Annotated in this window: 14 protein-coding genes and 1 other RNA gene; 10 read left to right on the top strand and 5 right to left on the bottom strand. The window is 61.1% G+C overall.

What is annotated here, in order from left to right:
* Positions 1-55: 55 nt before the first annotated feature.
* Complete coding sequence (gene dnaK, locus KUV45_RS02870; protein ID WP_206942450.1) at positions 56-1,987, bottom strand: molecular chaperone DnaK; 1,932 nt, start codon at positions 1,985-1,987, stop codon at positions 56-58.
* Between the two features lie 151 nt (positions 1,988-2,138).
* Positions 2,139-2,783: a nucleotide exchange factor GrpE gene (gene grpE, locus KUV45_RS02865; RefSeq protein WP_222162151.1), complete on the bottom strand. Its 645-nt coding sequence runs from the start codon at positions 2,781-2,783 to the stop codon at positions 2,139-2,141.
* Positions 2,784-3,163: 380 nt separating this feature from the next.
* Here grpE and recN point away from each other — a divergent pair, with 380 nt between their 5' ends.
* Positions 3,164-4,837, top strand: coding sequence for a DNA repair protein RecN (gene recN / locus KUV45_RS02860; protein WP_222162152.1), 1,674 nt, complete (start codon positions 3,164-3,166; stop codon positions 4,835-4,837).
* Between the two features lie 109 nt (positions 4,838-4,946).
* On the opposite strand, the gene fur is transcribed toward recN, so the two are convergent.
* Complete coding sequence (gene fur / locus KUV45_RS02855) at positions 4,947-5,393, bottom strand: ferric iron uptake transcriptional regulator (RefSeq protein WP_206942445.1); 447 nt, start codon at positions 5,391-5,393, stop codon at positions 4,947-4,949.
* 33 nt (positions 5,394-5,426) lie between these two features.
* Here fur and KUV45_RS02850 point away from each other — a divergent pair, with 33 nt between their 5' ends.
* Entirely contained in the window at positions 5,427-5,921 is a 495-nt protein-coding gene (locus tag KUV45_RS02850) for an outer membrane protein assembly factor BamE (protein WP_308126691.1), read from the top strand.
* 56 nt (positions 5,922-5,977) lie between these two features.
* Here KUV45_RS02850 and KUV45_RS02845 read toward each other — a convergent pair whose 3' ends face one another.
* Both KUV45_RS02845 and KUV45_RS02840 read right to left on the bottom strand, forming a co-directional pair.
* Positions 5,978-6,301 (bottom strand): RnfH family protein, encoded by a 324-nt coding sequence (locus KUV45_RS02845; protein ID WP_222162153.1) that lies wholly within the window; start codon positions 6,299-6,301, stop codon positions 5,978-5,980.
* Entirely contained in the window at positions 6,291-6,725 is a 435-nt protein-coding gene (locus KUV45_RS02840; RefSeq protein WP_206942443.1) for a type II toxin-antitoxin system RatA family toxin, read from the bottom strand. The genes KUV45_RS02845 and KUV45_RS02840 overlap by 11 nt, the downstream gene beginning before the upstream one ends.
* A gap of 248 nt (positions 6,726-6,973) precedes the next feature.
* Here KUV45_RS02840 and smpB point away from each other — a divergent pair, with 248 nt between their 5' ends.
* From smpB to KUV45_RS02800, 8 genes are all read left to right on the top strand, one after another.
* Entirely contained in the window at positions 6,974-7,465 is a 492-nt protein-coding gene (smpB, locus tag KUV45_RS02835; RefSeq protein WP_206942442.1) for an SsrA-binding protein SmpB, read from the top strand.
* 54 nt (positions 7,466-7,519) lie between these two features.
* Positions 7,520-7,899, top strand: a transfer-messenger RNA (tmRNA) gene (ssrA, locus tag KUV45_RS02830).
* 811 nt (positions 7,900-8,710) lie between these two features.
* A complete protein-coding gene (locus tag KUV45_RS02825; RefSeq protein ID WP_206942404.1) occupies positions 8,711-9,043 on the top strand; it encodes a gamma-glutamylcyclotransferase in 333 nt (110 codons plus the stop codon).
* 195 nt (positions 9,044-9,238) lie between these two features.
* Complete coding sequence (locus tag KUV45_RS02820; protein ID WP_206942402.1) at positions 9,239-9,913, top strand: response regulator transcription factor; 675 nt, start codon at positions 9,239-9,241, stop codon at positions 9,911-9,913.
* A complete protein-coding gene (locus KUV45_RS02815) occupies positions 9,910-11,301 on the top strand; it encodes an ATP-binding protein (RefSeq protein WP_222162154.1) in 1,392 nt (463 codons plus the stop codon). The genes KUV45_RS02820 and KUV45_RS02815 overlap by 4 nt, the downstream gene beginning before the upstream one ends.
* Positions 11,302-11,548: 247 nt before the next feature.
* Complete coding sequence (locus KUV45_RS02810) at positions 11,549-14,062, top strand: EAL domain-containing protein (protein ID WP_222162155.1); 2,514 nt, start codon at positions 11,549-11,551, stop codon at positions 14,060-14,062.
* Positions 14,063-14,155: 93 nt separating this feature from the next.
* Positions 14,156-14,602 (top strand): manganese-binding transcriptional regulator MntR, encoded by a 447-nt coding sequence (gene mntR / locus KUV45_RS02805; RefSeq protein WP_206942395.1) that lies wholly within the window; start codon positions 14,156-14,158, stop codon positions 14,600-14,602.
* 197 nt (positions 14,603-14,799) lie between these two features.
* Positions 14,800-15,813 carry a metal ABC transporter solute-binding protein, Zn/Mn family gene (locus KUV45_RS02800; protein WP_222162156.1) on the top strand — a complete coding sequence of 338 codons (1,014 nt, stop codon included), beginning with the start codon at positions 14,800-14,802 and terminating at the stop codon, positions 15,811-15,813.
* The last annotated feature ends 12 nt before the right edge of the window (positions 15,814-15,825 follow it).

The raw sequence follows: 15,825 nt of genomic DNA, 5'->3' as shown, positions 1-15,825 counted from the left end.
CCAACGCGGGAGGCAGGCTCCCGCGCTGGTGTCATCCGAGGTTCAGATGTCGTGGTTACTGCTTTTTCTGGTCGTCGTTGACTTCTTCATACTCGGCGTCGACCACGTCATCTTCCTTCTTGGCGCCAGCGCCTGCCTCGGCGTCGCCCGCCTGCTGGCCGGCATCTGCCTGCTCGGCGTACATCTTCTGCGCCAGGTTGCCGGAGGCCTCGGTCAAGGCATCAAGCTTGGCCTGGATGGCGTCCTTGTCATCGCCTTGCAGGGCTTCTTCGAGTTCCTTGATGGCGCTCTCGATAGCCTGCTTCTCTTCCTCGGACGCCTTGTCACCGGCTTCCTCGAGGGTCTTGCGCGAGGCGTGGATCATGCCATCGGCCTGGTTGCGCAGTGCGACCAGTTCTTCGAACTTCTTGTCCTCATCGGCATGGGCCTCCGCATCGCGGACCATCTGCTCGATCTCGTCATCGGACAGGCCGCTGGAGGCCTTGATGACGATGGACTGCTCCTTGCCGGTCGCCTTGTCCTTGGCGGACACATTGAGGATACCGTTGGCATCCAGGTCGAAGGCGACTTCGATCTGCGGTACGCCACGCGGTGCCGGCGGAATATCGGACAGGTCGAAGCGGCCGAGTGACTTGTTGCCGCTGGACTGCTTGCGCTCACCCTGCAGCACGTGAATGGTCACGGCTGTCTGGTTGTCATCGGCAGTCGAGAACACCTGGGTCTTCTTGGTCGGAATGGTGGTGTTCTTCTCGATCAGCGCCGTCATCACGCCACCCAGGGTCTCGATGCCCAGGGTCAGCGGCGTCACGTCGAGCAGCAGCACGTCCTTGACGTCACCGCCAAGCACGCCACCCTGAATCGCAGCACCCACGGCCACGGCCTCGTCCGGGTTGACGTCCTTGCGAGCGTCCTTGCCAAAGAACTCGGCCACCTTGGACTGCACCATCGGCATGCGGGTCTGGCCACCGACCAGGATCACGTCGTCGATCTCGGAGGCAGACAGGCCAGCGTCCGACAGAGCGGTCTTGCACGGTGCCAGCGAACGGCTGACCAGCTCTTCCACCAGTGACTCGAGCTTGGCGCGGGTCACCTTGACGTTGAGGTGCTTCGGGCCAGTGTTGTCAGCGGTGATGTAAGGCAGGTTGACGTCTGTCTGCTGCGCGCTGGACAGCTCGATCTTGGCCTTCTCGGCAGCTTCCTTCAGGCGCTGCATCGCCAGGTTGTCCCCGGACAGGTCGATACCGCTGTCGGCCTTGAACTGATCGACCAGGTAGTTGATCAGCTTGAGGTCAAAGTCCTCACCACCCAGGAAGGTATCGCCGTTGGTGGCGAGCACTTCGAACTGGGTTTCGCCGTCGACGTCAGCCACTTCGATGATGGAGATATCGAAGGTACCGCCACCCAGGTCATAGACCGCGATGGTCTTGTCACCGCGCGACTTGTCCATGCCGTAGGCCAGGGCAGCAGCGGTCGGCTCGTTGATGATGCGCTTCACTTCCAGACCGGCAATGCGGCCGGCGTCCTTGGTAGCCTGACGCTGGCTGTCATTGAAGTAGGCCGGCACGGTGATGACCGCCTCGGTCACGGCTTCGCCCAGATAGTCCTCGGCGGTCTTCTTCATCTTCTTCAGCACTTCAGCGCTGACCTGGGGCGGCGCAAGCTTCTTGCCCTTCACCTCGACCCAGGCGTCACCGTTGTCGGCTTCGGCGATGGTGTACGGCACCATCTTGATGTCCTTCTGGACAACGTCGTCCTTGAAACGACGGCCAATCAGACGCTTGATCGCGTACAGGGTGTTTTCCGGGTTGGTCACCGCCTGACGCTTGGCCGCCTGCCCCACCAGAGTCTCGCCATCATCGGTGTAGGCGATGATGGACGGAGTGGTGCGTGCGCCTTCTGCGTTTTCGATTACCTTGGCGCTGTCGCCGTCGAGCACGGCCACACAAGAGTTAGTGGTACCAAGGTCAATGCCGATGATGCGTCCCATAGGAAATCCTCGAATTCGTGTATTGCGTAACTAAAGTTCGTGTTGCGGCGTTAACCGCGGGGTTGCCGACTATCTGGGGGGCGTTATCGCCGTTTTCAAGTCCCCATCCGCTTTCCGGCGCGACAACCCTTAACGTTTTCGGGCGTCCGGCTTAGCCGGCGGCCTGGCTGACGACCACCATGGCCGGGCGCACCAGTCTGCCGTTGAGCACATACCCCTTTTGCATCACGTCCATGACGGTGTTGGGCTCAAGTTCGGGGTTGGGCACCATGGCCATGGCCTCGTGGAACTGCGGATCAAACGGCTCGCCATGGGGTTCGACAATGTCGACACCAAACTTGCCCAGCACGTCGAGCTGCATCTTGAGGGTCATGGAAACCCCTTCGCGATGCGCTTCAGAGGCATCTTCGCCCATGGCCTCAAGGGCTTTCTCGAGACTATCTACCACCGGCAGAAGGTCCTTGATGAACTTCTCCAGCGCGAACTTGCGGGCCTTTTCAGCCTCGGCTTCTGCACGGCGGCGAACGTTCTGCGCCTCTGCCGCTGCACGCAGCGCCTGATCCTTGGCATCGGCCACGCTCTGCTCGAGCTCTTCGACCCGTGCGGCCAGCACCTCAGCCTCAGGATTGTCACTGCCTTCCACGGCGTCGCCCTGGGCGTCATCCTCAGCCAAGTCGATGATGTCATCCAACTCGCCTTCGATCGCTTCGGCAGTCTCTGCAGACTGCTGCGGATCGCCTTCCTGTTCCTGGCGTGCGAGTTCGTCATCCAGCGGGGTCTGGGGATCTTTGGCCATGTGCAGCCTCCTGAAGCATTCCAACAATCGCGGTGGCACCGCCTGTAAAGTGATTGACCGCAAGGAAGCGTGACATCGCCTGCTTCCCTCGGCCGCAAACTGCAGGGATATATGGGGCTGGCCAGGACAATCTCAAGGGCCCCGAAGGCTGATCTGACTCACACGAACAGCCATTTGCCGATGACGGCGCCGACATCGGCACGTCGGCGTGCATTGTCGGCGTGCCTCAACTACTGTATAAAACACCAAGTCATGGATAGATAACCAGTACCCGTCTACCGCCCTCCCGGCACGGATGCGTCCATCCTTCCATCCTCACCGGGATCAAGCATTGAGCACCTACCGCTACCTGCTCCAGGTAGCGTCACCCGGAGGCCCGCATGCTGACCGAACTCTCGATCCAGGATTTTGCCATCGTCGACCACCTCGAGCTTGAGCTTGACGGTGGCATGACCGCTATTACCGGGGAAACCGGTGCAGGCAAGTCCATCCTGCTCGGCGCCCTCGGGCTCTGCCTGGGTGAGCGTGGCGACGCGGGCAGCGTCCGTCACGGGCAATCTCGCGCCGACCTGAGCGCACGCTTCGATATCAGCGGCCTACCCAATGCACGCACCTGGCTGGAGAGCCGAGAGCTGTCTGCCGATGACTGCCTGCTGCGTCGTGTCGTGACCAAGAGCGGTCGCTCCAAGGCCTGGATCAATGGTCAGCCGGCCACCATCGCCGACCTGAAGTCCCTGGGCGAGACCTTGATCGAGATCCATGGTCAGCATGCCCATCAGGCGCTGCTGGCAGAGGACACCCACCTCAGGCTGCTGGATGACCTGGCCGGCCACCGCGAGTCGGTGGCACGCCTGGCCGAGCTCTACCGTGAGTGGCAGGCCACCCGCCGCCAGCTCAAGCGCCTGGCCGACGACAGCGACGACATTCGTGCGCGTCGGCAGCTGTTGCGCTACCAGGTGGAAGAGCTCGACCAGCTGGGCCTGGGCGAGGAGGAGCTCGACAGCCTGGAACAGGAACAGGAACTTCTCGCCCACGCTGAAACGCGCTTGGCAGAGACCCAGTTTGCACTGGATTGCTGTGACAATGACGAGGGTGGCGCACTGCCGTTGCTGCACCAGGCCACCCAGCGCCTTGCGGCCTTGCCGGGCAGCAACCAGGGGGCACTGGCTAACGCTCTGGCGCTGTTGGGGGATGCCAGCATCCAACTGGAAGAGGCCGGAAGAGAGCTTCACCAGGTCATGGCAAGTGTCGAACTCGACCCTGATCGCCTGGCATGGGTCGAGCAACGACTGGCTGAAACCCACCGAATCGCCCGCAAGCATCACGTGCTGCCAGAGGAGATCGTCACCCTGCATCAGCGCCTGTCCACCGAGCTGGAAGGCCTTGAGGGTGGCGACGAGGACCTGGAAGCACTGACCGAAAAGGCCGATGCCCTCAAGGCAGAGTGGCGACAGTTGGCGGAAAAGGTCAGCGGTGAACGCCACAAGGCGGCGAAGCGCTTTGGCAAGGAGGTTCAGCAGCAGCTGGCCTTCCTGGCCATGGGCAAGGCGCGCTTCGAGGTAGAAGTCAGCCAGCGAGATGCCGCCGCCCCCGAAGGCATGGACCGGGTTCGCTTCTTGATTGCAGCCAACCCCGGCCAGCCACCCAGGCCCCTGGCCAAGGTCGCCTCTGGGGGTGAGCTGTCACGCATCAGCCTGGCGATTCAGGTCATCGCGGCACAGCACTCGACCATTCCTTGTCTGGTGTTCGATGAAGTAGATGTCGGGGTATCAGGCGCAACGGCCGAGATCGTGGGGCAGCTACTCAAGCGTCTTGGCGAAGGTGGCCAGGTATTGACGGTCACACACCTGCCACAGGTCGCCGCACAGGCGCACCACCATCTGCATATCGAGAAGAAGGCCCGTAAGGACAGCACCTCGACGCATATGGCGCTACTGGACGAGGCCGGACGAGTTGGCGAGCTGGCTCGCATGCTGGGAGGGGTCAAGCTATCCGATCAGACGCTCGCCCATGCCCGCGAGATGCTCGACGCCAGCCAGCGCGCCCACCATTGACCGACGGACACACTGCACACATCCGTCGACAAAAAACAGGCAGACACAACAAAGCCTCCACCCTAGGGCGGAGGCTTGTACACCTAAGCTCAGGCAAGGAGCGCCAATCTTAACGCTTGGCGATACCTTCCTGACGAGTGGCCTTGGAGCCTTTCGGTCTGACGTAGAGGACCAGCGCATGGTCCACGAGCTCAAAACCGTGCTCTTCCGCAATTTCTTGCTGGCGACGCTCGATGGTTTCATCGAAGAACTCGATGATTTCGCCACTTTCCAGGCACACCATGTGGTCATGATGCTCTTCCTGAGAGAGCTCAAAGACCGCATGGCCACCGTCGAAATTGTGTCGTATCACCAGGCCCGCTGACTCGAACTGAGTCAGGACACGATATACCGTGGCCAGGCCTACATCTTCGCCAGCTTCGAGCAACGTCTTGTACACGTCCTCGGCACTCAGGTGGTGCTGATCGGTGGCAGATTCGAGGATCTGCAGGATCTTAACGCGCGGCAGGGTGACTTTCAGTCCGGCCTTGCGCAATTCATGGTTCTTGTCGGCCATGGTTGCTCTTCGCAGTATCAGGTAGGGTCGGGTATGATCGACCGACCCCACGATAGTGAAGAACAGGCGCAAATGCAAAAGCTGACCGGAATTGTCACCCTTTCACTGGCCCTGGCACTGACCAGTGGCTGCACCTATTTCAGCGTGTACAAGCGCGACCTGGCCCAGGGCAACCTGGTGACCAACAATATGGTCGAACAGCTGCGCCCAGGCATGTCACGCCAGGAGGTCATCAACCTGATGGGCTCTCCGCTGCTGGAGGCGCCGTTTAACGCCGAGCAGTGGGACTATGTCTATCGACTGGATGAAGCCTACGGAGATGTGATGCAACGACGCGTCACGCTGACCTTTGCTGGCAACAACTTGGTCAACATCGAGCGCGATGGCGACTTCAGCATGGACCCGGACGTCGCCGGCAAGCATAGCTACGGTGTCGGACCGACCAGCGGCGGGGCCGATGACAACCCCGACGGCGAGGCCAACATCGAACCTATCTACAACCGCACCGTCGATCCCGAGCGGGAGTAAGCCCTCGAAAGGATCGGCTGCAGCCCCGACGCACAGGCCCGCGACCGCTGATCATCTCAGCGGTCGCGGGCTGCGCGCTGCGCGCGGGCCTGTTTCGGATCAATCTTCAGCGGGCGATAGACTTCGACACGGTCTCCGTTACGCAGCACGTGCTGCGACGGGTCACGCAGCGTCTTGCCAAAGATGCCAAGGCTGGCATCGGTGAAGGTGTCTGCAGGCAATTCAGGAAACAGCGCCGGCAGATGTGCCGCCGCCACGGCTTGAGTGGCCGTCGTCCCAACCGGAAGTCGCAGCGCCACCAGCCTCTGCTTGTGCGGCAAGGCAAAGGCGACCTCGACCGTGATGCGCTCCTGTGCCGTCGCGGGAGCGTCAGCGTCCATACAGCTCATCAGCACGACGAGTGAAGGCATCTACCTGCTGGCCGGCAATCTGCTGAAAGACCTTGCCGAACGCCATGCCCAACAGCCGACTGGAAAACTCGAAGTCCATTTCCAGGCTCACCTTGCACACGTTGTCGCCCATAGCAGTGAACTTCCAGCGCCCGCTCATGCGCTTGAACGGCCCTTTTACCAACGACAGCTCAATCCGCTCCGGCTCGTGAAGGTCATTACGGGTCACAATGGTCTGCTCGATCCCGGCCCTGCCCAGGGTCATCTCCCCCACCAGGTGTGAAGGCTCTTCCTCCACCAGGCGGGCACGGCGACATCCCGGCAGGAACTCAGGATAGCTTTCGAAATCGTTCACCAGATCGAACATCTGCTTGGGAGTGTGCCGCACCATGGCGGATCGATTGACGGTTGGCATTGACCTCTCCGCTGACTTCCAGAAGCCCAGGGCGTATCATGAGCGGTTGTTTCGGCCTTGAATGGTATCACGCTTCCACCGCCGGACTGGACTCCCTCTTCGAGGAGCAATGCCGAGGAGTCATCCAGCCACCAGGCTCGACGGTGCCGTCGTCGCCTTGCTGCAGCGGCAGGAATGGACAGATGCATCAGAGGCCACCCCGATGACGATAACGTCCTCGGGACCGACTCAGAGATCAAAGAGGTTCCATGGCCAGCAAGAAGGGAAAGGACAAGGGTCCTGGCAACAACACCATCGCCCAGAACAAGAAGGCACGCTTCGAGTACCACATCGATGAGACCTTCGAGGCCGGCCTGGCGCTGGCGGGGTGGGAAGTCAAAAGCCTGCGCGCCGGCAAGGCCCAGCTCACCGACACTTACATCCTGGTCAAGAATGGTGAGGCATGGCTGTTGGGCAGCCATATCATGCCGCTGAACACGGCCAGCACCCACGAAGTGGCAGACCCCACACGAACACGGAAGCTACTGCTGCACCGCAAGGAGATCGCCAAGATCTTTTCGCGCACCCAGGACAAGGGCCACACCTGCGTCCCACTCAAGCTGTACTGGAAAGGCAGCCGGGTGAAATGCGAGCTTGCGCTGGTAACGGGCAAGAAGCTGCATGACAAGCGCGCTACCGAGAAAGACCGGGACTGGCAGCGGCAGAAAGGTCGCGTAATGAGGGAACAAAATCGCGCCTGAAGCGTCAGATCTGGCACTTCCCGCAGTATCTTTGGTACACTGGCGGGGCGTTACGGGGGCGACATGGTTTCGACGCCGATGACAACCCCTGAGGTGCATGCCGAGAGCGTGATGTATCTCGTAAATCCAACATCACGATTAAATAGTCGCAAACGACGAAAACTACGCTCAGGGCGCGCTGGCAGCTTAAAACCTGTTAGCTTCTTGTCCTACCCGGCGGCGACGCGCTCATCCGTTGCCAATGGGCTATGAGCCAAGATAGGTGAGATCGCGGTTGGCGCTGTCCTCTCGTCAATCGCTAAACTTACGAGGAATCGCGTTTCAGGATCCTGCCCGTCGGAGCCTGAGGCGTTAAACAAAATGACGGAACTAAGCATGTAGAGCCAATGGGCGAGTGTCGGCGGACGCGGGTTCGATTCCCGCCGCCTCCACCAACACCGACAAAAGAACCTCCCACCGGGAGGTTTTTTTGTATCTACGAGCATCAGAGACAGACCCCAGGGCGAGTGTCGGCGCTTTCTACACACCCCGGGCTCGATTCCCGCCGCTTCCACCAGCACCGACGAAAAAACCACCTCATCAGCAGGTGGCTTTTTTGTGTCTGTAGGTATCAAAGACCGACCCCAGGGCGAGTGTCGGCGCTTTCTACACACCCCGGGTTCGATTCCCGCCGCCTCCACCAGCACCGACGAAAAAGCCACCTCATCAGCAGGTGGCTTTTTTGTGTCTGTAGGTATCAGAGGCAGACCCCAGGGCGAGTGTCGGCGCTTTCTACACACCCCGGTCTCGATTCCCGCCGCCTCCACCAACACCGACGAAAGAACCTCCCACCGGGAGGTTTTTTTTGTATCTGCAAGGCGAGTGTCGGCGCTTTCTACACACCCGGGCTCGATTCCCGCCGCCTCCACCAGCACCGACGAAAAAGCCACCTCATCAGCAGGTGGCTTTTTTGTGCCTACAGGTACCAGAGGCAGACCCCAGGGCGAGTGTCGGCGCTTTCTACACACCCCGGGTTCGATTCCCGCCGCCTCCGCCTCCACCAACACCGACGAAAGAACTTCCCCCAGAGGGGGGCTGCAGGCATCAGAGACAGGCCGAGGGAGAATGTCGGCACGTACACGCCCCTTCCTATGCCCTGAGTTCGTCTGTCAGCGCTTCTGCCAGGCATTACACAGGGCCCCGCTTGTGTGGCAATGCCAAGATCTGCAGAATCTCGCTTTATTTCCCATCATCAGGAGCCTACCGATGGACCGCCTTTTTATTTACGGCACGCTGGGCCCAGGGCGCCCCAACGAACATGTGATGCAGCGGATTGGCGGGCAATGGGTGGCTGGCACTACCCGCGGACGGCTGCTGGAAGCCGGCTGGGGAGCCGCCATGGGCTCTCCCGGCATGGTGCCGGACGCACAAGGTGAGCTGATCAGCGGTCATGTCTTCGAATCAGACAATTTGCAGCACCACTGGCAGGAGCTCGATGAGTTCGAGGGACCTGAGTACCAACGCGTACTGGTCACCGTCACTCAGCAAGACGGCAGCCAGGTTGACGCTTACATCTACGCACTTCGCGACCACGACTAAGTCATCCCGAAGCCTGCCTCTTTAGACCTCTACACCATTGACGGATAGCGAGCGCTCCCCAATGGAGCTCGCGTGGAAAGATTTGCAATGAGACACCTGTCCCCAGGTCAATAGATGGCCAAAACTTAAGACTGCCTTAAGGCCACCTCCGTCATACTGACGACGTTGGCAACGTGCCGGGCGAGGATCTGGGGTATGCGAGCATTATTGGTGGAAGACGACCCGTTGCTGGGTGACGGCATCAAGGTCGCGCTGGAGCGTGAGGGCTACGCCGTGGACTGGTTTACCCAGGGCTCTCAGGCGCTCCGGGCCATGGCGTGCGAACCCTTTTCGGTCATGGTTCTGGACCTGGGTCTACCGGACTGCGATGGGGTCGATCTACTGCGTCGCCTGCGCCTTACCAGCTCTCTGCCCGTTCTTATCTTGACCGCTCGAGATGCCATCGAGGACCGCATTCAAGGACTGGACGCCGGTGCCGATGACTACGTGCTCAAGCCATTTGACCTGCAGGAGCTGCTGGCCCGCCTGCGTGTCATCACGCGGCGCGCCGCCGGGCGCGCCAGCTCGACCGTCGACATTGGTTGCCTGTCCATCGATGAAGCTCGACACCTTGTGGACTGGCAGGGACACCAGGTCACCCTGAGCCGACGCGAATTTGCCCTGCTGTCTGAACTTGCCAGGCACCCTGGCCAGGTGCTGTCGCGGCCCCGGCTGGAAGGACTGCTGTATGGCTGGGGCGAGGAGCTCGAATCCAATGCACTTGAAGTGCATGTCCACCACCTTCGCAAGAAGCTTCACAAGGAAATGATCACCACAGTGCGCGGCATCGGATACCGCCTCAACACCGATTTCCTGGCGCCTTCCCCATGATGTCGATTCGTCGCTACCTGTTCAGAACCCTGGCGCTGACGCTGACCCTGGTGACCATTCTTTCGGTCATCGCCGCCTGGCTGATCTCGCAGAACGAGCTGGAAGAAATTCTTGATGCGCAGCTGGCCATCACCGGTCGCGGGTTGATGAGCATGCTCCCCGCCGAACCTGAAGCGGAAGATTACGAGCGCCTGGCACAGTGGATGGATCAACGTAAAGCAAGCACCAGGCTCTACGCCGAAAGCGGTGCGGTGCGCAGCCTCGACCAGGCAGACGGGCAGACCTTTCACCATGAAGAACGCAAGGTCGGCTTTGGCCTGTGGAACGATGCCGGCAAGCCCCTGCTGATCGGCCCGGGCTGGCATGATGCCAAAGCTCAGATGACCGCTCCCGTCGAGCAAGGCTTCCGCTGGCGCTCGCTGGAGGAATCGCGTTGGCGAGTGTTCGCCCTGCACGATGACTCCCGTGGGCTATGGTTGCAGATCGGCATCGAGCGGGAGTTTTTCTCCGATATCATCGAGAGAATTGCCCTTAACCAGCTGTGGCCGATGGTATTGCTGATGCCCCTTTGCCTATTGCTGGTGCTGCGCCATATTCGTCGCGGCCTGACGCCAATCCGTCGCTTGTCCGAGCAAGTCGAGCACCGTGACTCCGGCGACCTGGGCGAAATTCTGCTCGACGTACCCGATGAATTGAGAGGCCTGAGGGGCGCCCTGAATGACTTCCTGAAACGCCTGAAGGCCGCCCTGGAGAAGGAGCGACGGTTCACCGCCGATGCGGCGCACGAGCTACGCACCCCGTTGGCCGCCATGAAGATCCACCTGGACAATGCCATCGCTGGCGAGAGCAACGCCCTGCCCAAGGCACGTCAGGGCGTCGAGCGCCTGCAGCGCGTGGTCGAGCAGCTACTGGTGCTCGCCAGAGTCGATCGACACTCGAGTGCAGCACATGAGCAGGTGGATCTCCGCGCCCTGCTGCAGGACCTGGCCGCGGAGCTCTGGCCGCTGGCCCAGGCCCGGAATCAAATCATCGAGCTGGTCGATCTGCCCCACGTCTTCGTTGCCGGTAACGCCACCGAGATCGGCATCATGGTGCGCAACCTGATGGACAATGCGTTGCGCTATTCTCGCGACAACAGCACCGTTCATGTGACCCTGGAATCGGCGTCCTCCGGCCCGATACTGTGCATTCTCGATAGTGGTCCAGGCATCGCCGAGAGCCACCTCAATCGCGTGAGCGAACGCTTCCACAGAGCCAGCGACTCATCGGTGACCGGCAGTGGTCTTGGGCTCTCCATCGTCACCGCCATGGCACGTCAACAGGGCGTGAGCCTGTCACTCTCCAATCGGTCCCAGGGCGGCTTGTGCGCTCGCCTGGCGTGGTCTTAGGTCAGCACAAGGGCGCACCATGGCGCCCCCGTCCCAACGGACAACACCGCACTATTAGACGGCGAAGTATGTAAGGAATTCCTCCCTTCTTAAGCTGCACACAGCGCCCGTTTTCTACAAAAATGTGCACGATCCCCGCCTCTCCTGGCACGTCCTTCGCTCAACAAGTCTTTGCCCTACGCGCCAGGCCATGCTAATCAATGAGGGTGTGTTCGAAGGCTTTCCCACAAGAGACCGCCTCTACCTCATGCCTCCCCTTTTCATCAGCTACCCACAGGTAGCCCAGGCCATCCAGGGTGAACATATTCCCTGGCTCGTGGTGCTGTCTTGCCTGGTGGCGCTGGTGTCGGTCTACTCTGCCATGGCCGTGGCAGAAAGGGTCAATGCCTCCCGCTGGAAGCACCGCCGTCAGATCTGGTGGCTTGCCGGGGGCACCATGATGGGACTCGGCATCTGGAGCATGCACTTCACCGGCATGCTGGCCTATCGCCTGCCCTTTCCTGCCCATCATAGCCTGGGCCTGACCCTGGTCTCTCTGCTGCCCGCTATAGCAGCAGGGCTCATTGCGGTTGCTGCCATGGCACGCAAGGGACTTTCCACCGCGCACAAGGTGGCCGCAGGCTGCATTCTCAGTGCGGGAATTGCCACCATGCATTACACCGGCATGGCGGCCATGCAACTACCTGCGAGCATGCGCTTTTCGCCGACTCCGCTGATCTTGTCTCTGCTGATTTCTCTGCCGTTCGGCATCGCCAGTATTCATTGCTTTCACGCCGCGAGAGACCTACCCCGCTTTCATGGCATTCGTCTCGGCAGCCTCATCGCGGCAACCTTGGCATCGCTGGCCATTTGCAGCATGCACTACTCGGCCATGATGGCCGTGCACTTCTTGCCCGAACCAGGCTGGGAGGCGATTCCCAACAGTGCTGGCCATGACGCTATTGTGGCGATCGCCGTTATCGTGCTTGCCTCATTGTTCGCATTGACGGCGCTGGCGTCGGTGCTGGTCGATCGCAAACTCCAGGACAGCGCCGCCCGCATGCAGGTGTCCCGGCGTCAGCTGGTGGATGTCATCGAGTCGATGCACGATGGCGTCGTGCTGCTCGACCAGCGCGCACGTATGGTGATGTGCAACCACGCCTTCGAGACGTTGACCGGGGTGCCGCACACCGATCTCCAGGGCCACTCGCTGCTGCGCCTCAATACCCTGCTGCGCTTCGATCACTATCGCGGCAACATTCTGCGTTCGCTGAAAGAGAACGGCGCCTGGATCGGCGATGTGGAGGTTCGTCATCGTGCCGGCCATCGCTTTCCCGCACGCCTTAGCATCAACCGCGTGCGCGCCGAAGAAGACAGTGCAGGCCACTTCGTGGCGACGCTCAGTGATACCACGGCGCACCACAATGCCCAGCAGCGCATCCGCTATCAGGCCTATCACGATGCCCTGACGACACTGCCCAACCGTAGTTCGCTGCAAGAACGCATCCATGCGCTGCAGCTGGCCAGTGATGTCAGCGGGCGCCATATCATGCTGCTGCTTGTCGATATCGATAACTTCAAGGGCATCAACGACGCCCTGGGGCAGGCCACCGGCGATCGCCTGCTCAAGGCCCTGGCCGCCAGATTGAAGCCCTGGGCCAGACAACCGAGCGATCTGGCACGCCTTTCCAGCAACGAATTCGCCCTGCTCTATGACGGACTGTCAGTGACGCCAGAGAGTGCCATGGACCAAGCCCGCAGCAAGGCCCGGCAGGTGCTGGAAAGCCTCAACGGCGACTACTCCCTCGCCGGAGAGCGTCACAGTTGCCACGTCAGCGGGGGCTTCCTGCTGTTTCGCGGGGGAGAGCTTGGCGTCGGCGAGCTGCTCAAGCGGGCAGGACTGGCGCTTCTTGAAAGCAAGTGCGAAGGGGTACAGCGCCCCTGTGCCTTTGAAGCCTGCATGGTTGAACGACTGGACGCACGCCTCAGGCTGGAGCGACAGCTCAAGACCGCCGTCGAGGAAGATCAGCTACGACTTCACATGCAGCCACAGGTGGATGATCTGGGCAACATCCTCGGCGCCGAGATGCTGCTGCGCTGGGAACACCCCGAACGCGGCCTGATCTCCCCCAGCACCTTCATCAGCCTGGCGGAGGAAACCGGCCAGATTGTCGACCTGGGCAACTGGGTGCTGCACCAGACCTGCCAGCTGCTGGCCGAGTGGCAGCAGCATGAGCACCGACGACATTGGACCCTGTCGGTCAATGTCAGCGCGCGAGAGTTCCAACGCGCTGATTTTGTCTCCGGGGTCAAGGCAGCCTTGGCCAAGACCGGTGCCCCCGCCCGCCAGCTCACCCTGGAGCTCACCGAATCGCTGATGCTGGGAGAGGCCTATCCGGTGATCGATACTCTGGGCCAGCTGCGTGATCTCGGAGTGCGCTTCGCCATCGATGACTTCGGCACCGGATACTCCTCTCTGGCGTATCTCAAGCGGCTTCCCCTGGATACGCTCAAGATCGACGTTGCGTTTGTTCGCGACCTGACCGAAGACCCTACCGCAGCCCCCATCGCCCAGACCATTATCGCCCTCGCCCAGACCCTCAAGCTGGGCGTCATTGCGGAAGGCGTCGAGACCATTGCACAACAGGAGCGACTGCTGGAGCTTGGCTGTCGCTCCTTTCAGGGCTACCTTTACTCGGCCCCGCTTCCGCTCAAGCAGTTCCTGGCACTCGCGACACGCCCCTGCTTGCCGATGACCGAACCCGCGCCAAGTCAACAATAGGGCAGCCTAACTGGCATCACGGCAGCGCCAAACTTGCAATACTGTCACCAATTGGCAAGATGGACACCTTGACCCGAGGCGATACCATCCCCCATGAACGACCCCCTCAACCACGACGAACGCGCATCGCTGATCTCTCCTGAAAGCCACGTCGAGGGGTTTCGCAAGGCAAGGGATGCTCGCCGCACCGAGCTCATCGAAGACTATGTCGAGTTGATCTCAGATCTGATCACCGACGGCGGTGAAGCGCGTCAGACGGATATCGCCCGTCGCCTGGGCGTGGCCCAGCCCACGGTGGCCAAGATGCTCAAGCGCCTCGACGAGGAAGGCCTGATCATCAAGCGGCCCTATCGCGGCATCTTCCTCACCGAGAAGGGGCAGGCCCTGGCGGATGCCAGTCGCGAACGCCACCAGATCGTCGAAGCGGTGCTGATCAAACTCGGCATCACTCCCGAAACCGCCAGGGTCGACGCCGAAGGCATTGAACATCACGTCAGCGCAGAAACGCTGGCGGCCTTCGAGCGCTTCCTCGAGCCCTGACAGTCTTCAACGCTGCCAAACCCTGCGCCCACGCCTGGCGTCGGCCCAAATATAGTCAACGTCCATTGATGCGATTGAGGCGCGCCTCTTGACGATTGCCCTGTATCTCGCCAAAACTTAGCCTTGTCTATAAATGATAGCCAAATGGCACGTTGGCGCGATACTCGCGCTTGCCCATCATCAAGGGAGTCCTGTTCATGCATCGTTCGGCCCTTCTGCTTCCGCTGCTGACGGCTACCAGCCTGTCGAGTATCGGCCTTGCCCATGCTCAGGATGACACCGCTGGGGAGGTATCGCCCCTCGCCACCGTCGTGACCATCGGGATGCTCAGTGATCTGGTCGAGCAGGTGGGCGGAGACTGTGTTGCGGTCAATACCATGATGGGTCCGGGCATCGATCCACATCTCTACCAGGCGAGCGCCCGGGACGTGCACGATCTCGATGAGGCTGAGCTGATTCTTTACAGCGGCTTTTCGCTGGAGGGGCAGCTGGGCAAGGTCTTCGAGCGATTCTCGCGCATCAAGCCCACCGCTGCCGTCAGTGAGCAGGCGATTACCGACGATCAGGTTATCCACACCCAGGACGCCTACGGCGTGGACCCCCACCTGTGGATGGATGCAGCGCTCTGGGCCCAGAACATCCCGACCATTGCCGCCCTGCTCAGCGAGCAGCGCCCTGACTGCGCTGCGGCGATCGATGCGCGTGCAGAGGCCTACCAGGCATCGCTGCTCGCGCTCGATGAGTGGATCCAGGCCAGTATCGACAGTATCCCAGCCGATCAACGCATCCTGCTGACCGCCCACGATGCGTTTGGCTATTACGGCCGCGCCTATGGCATCGAGGTTGCCGGCATTCAGGGGCTGTCCACCGCCACCGAGACCGGTGTCGCCGATATTCGGCGCATGGCAGACAAGGTCGTGGCCCAGGGGGTACCCGCCATGTTTGTGGAGAGCACCATCAACCCACGTACGGTGCAGGCGGTCATCGATGCGGCTGCCGACCAGGGTCACCGTATCGCTATCGGCGGGCAGCTTTACTCTGATGCCATGGGCGACGAGAACACCCCGGAAGGGACCTATATCGGCATGCTGAAGAGTAATACCGAGCAGATTGTCGCGGCACTCGGTGGCCACACCGTTGCCTGGCCAGACAGCCTCGCCGACTGGACCGAGCGAGTGGCACAAGCCACCCAGATGCCCAGCGAACCTTAAGTATGTAGCGCG

This window comes from Halomonas sp. DP3Y7-2 (genome assembly GCF_019800795.1).
Lineage (GTDB): Bacteria > Pseudomonadota > Gammaproteobacteria > Pseudomonadales > Halomonadaceae > Halomonas > Halomonas litopenaei_A.
The sequence above is the reverse complement of the archived record's forward strand: the minus strand, read 5'-3'. Positions and strand labels throughout refer to the sequence as shown.

What these genes read in the sequence shown, in the direction of transcription:
- dnaK (WP_206942450.1), bottom strand. Translation starts at nt 1,987, where the DNA reads ATGGGACGCATCATCGGCATTGACCTTGGTACCACTAACTCTTGTGTG.
- grpE (WP_222162151.1), bottom strand. Translation starts at nt 2,783, where the DNA reads ATGGCCAAAGATCCCCAGACCCCGCTGGATGACGAACTCGCACGCCAG.
- recN (WP_222162152.1), top strand. Translation starts at nt 3,164, where the DNA reads ATGCTGACCGAACTCTCGATCCAGGATTTTGCCATCGTCGACCACCTC.
- fur (WP_206942445.1), bottom strand. Translation starts at nt 5,393, where the DNA reads ATGGCCGACAAGAACCATGAATTGCGCAAGGCCGGACTGAAAGTCACC.
- KUV45_RS02850 (WP_308126691.1), top strand. Translation starts at nt 5,427, where the DNA reads ATGATCGACCGACCCCACGATAGTGAAGAACAGGCGCAAATGCAAAAG.
- KUV45_RS02845 (WP_222162153.1), bottom strand. Translation starts at nt 6,301, where the DNA reads ATGGACGCTGACGCTCCCGCGACGGCACAGGAGCGCATCACGGTCGAG.
- KUV45_RS02840 (WP_206942443.1), bottom strand. Translation starts at nt 6,725, where the DNA reads ATGCCAACCGTCAATCGATCCGCCATGGTGCGGCACACTCCCAAGCAG.
- smpB (WP_206942442.1), top strand. Translation starts at nt 6,974, where the DNA reads ATGGCCAGCAAGAAGGGAAAGGACAAGGGTCCTGGCAACAACACCATC.
- KUV45_RS02825 (WP_206942404.1), top strand. Translation starts at nt 8,711, where the DNA reads ATGGACCGCCTTTTTATTTACGGCACGCTGGGCCCAGGGCGCCCCAAC.
- KUV45_RS02820 (WP_206942402.1), top strand. Translation starts at nt 9,239, where the DNA reads ATGCGAGCATTATTGGTGGAAGACGACCCGTTGCTGGGTGACGGCATC.
- KUV45_RS02815 (WP_222162154.1), top strand. Translation starts at nt 9,910, where the DNA reads ATGATGTCGATTCGTCGCTACCTGTTCAGAACCCTGGCGCTGACGCTG.
- KUV45_RS02810 (WP_222162155.1), top strand. Translation starts at nt 11,549, where the DNA reads ATGCCTCCCCTTTTCATCAGCTACCCACAGGTAGCCCAGGCCATCCAG.
- mntR (WP_206942395.1), top strand. Translation starts at nt 14,156, where the DNA reads ATGAACGACCCCCTCAACCACGACGAACGCGCATCGCTGATCTCTCCT.
- KUV45_RS02800 (WP_222162156.1), top strand. Translation starts at nt 14,800, where the DNA reads ATGCATCGTTCGGCCCTTCTGCTTCCGCTGCTGACGGCTACCAGCCTG.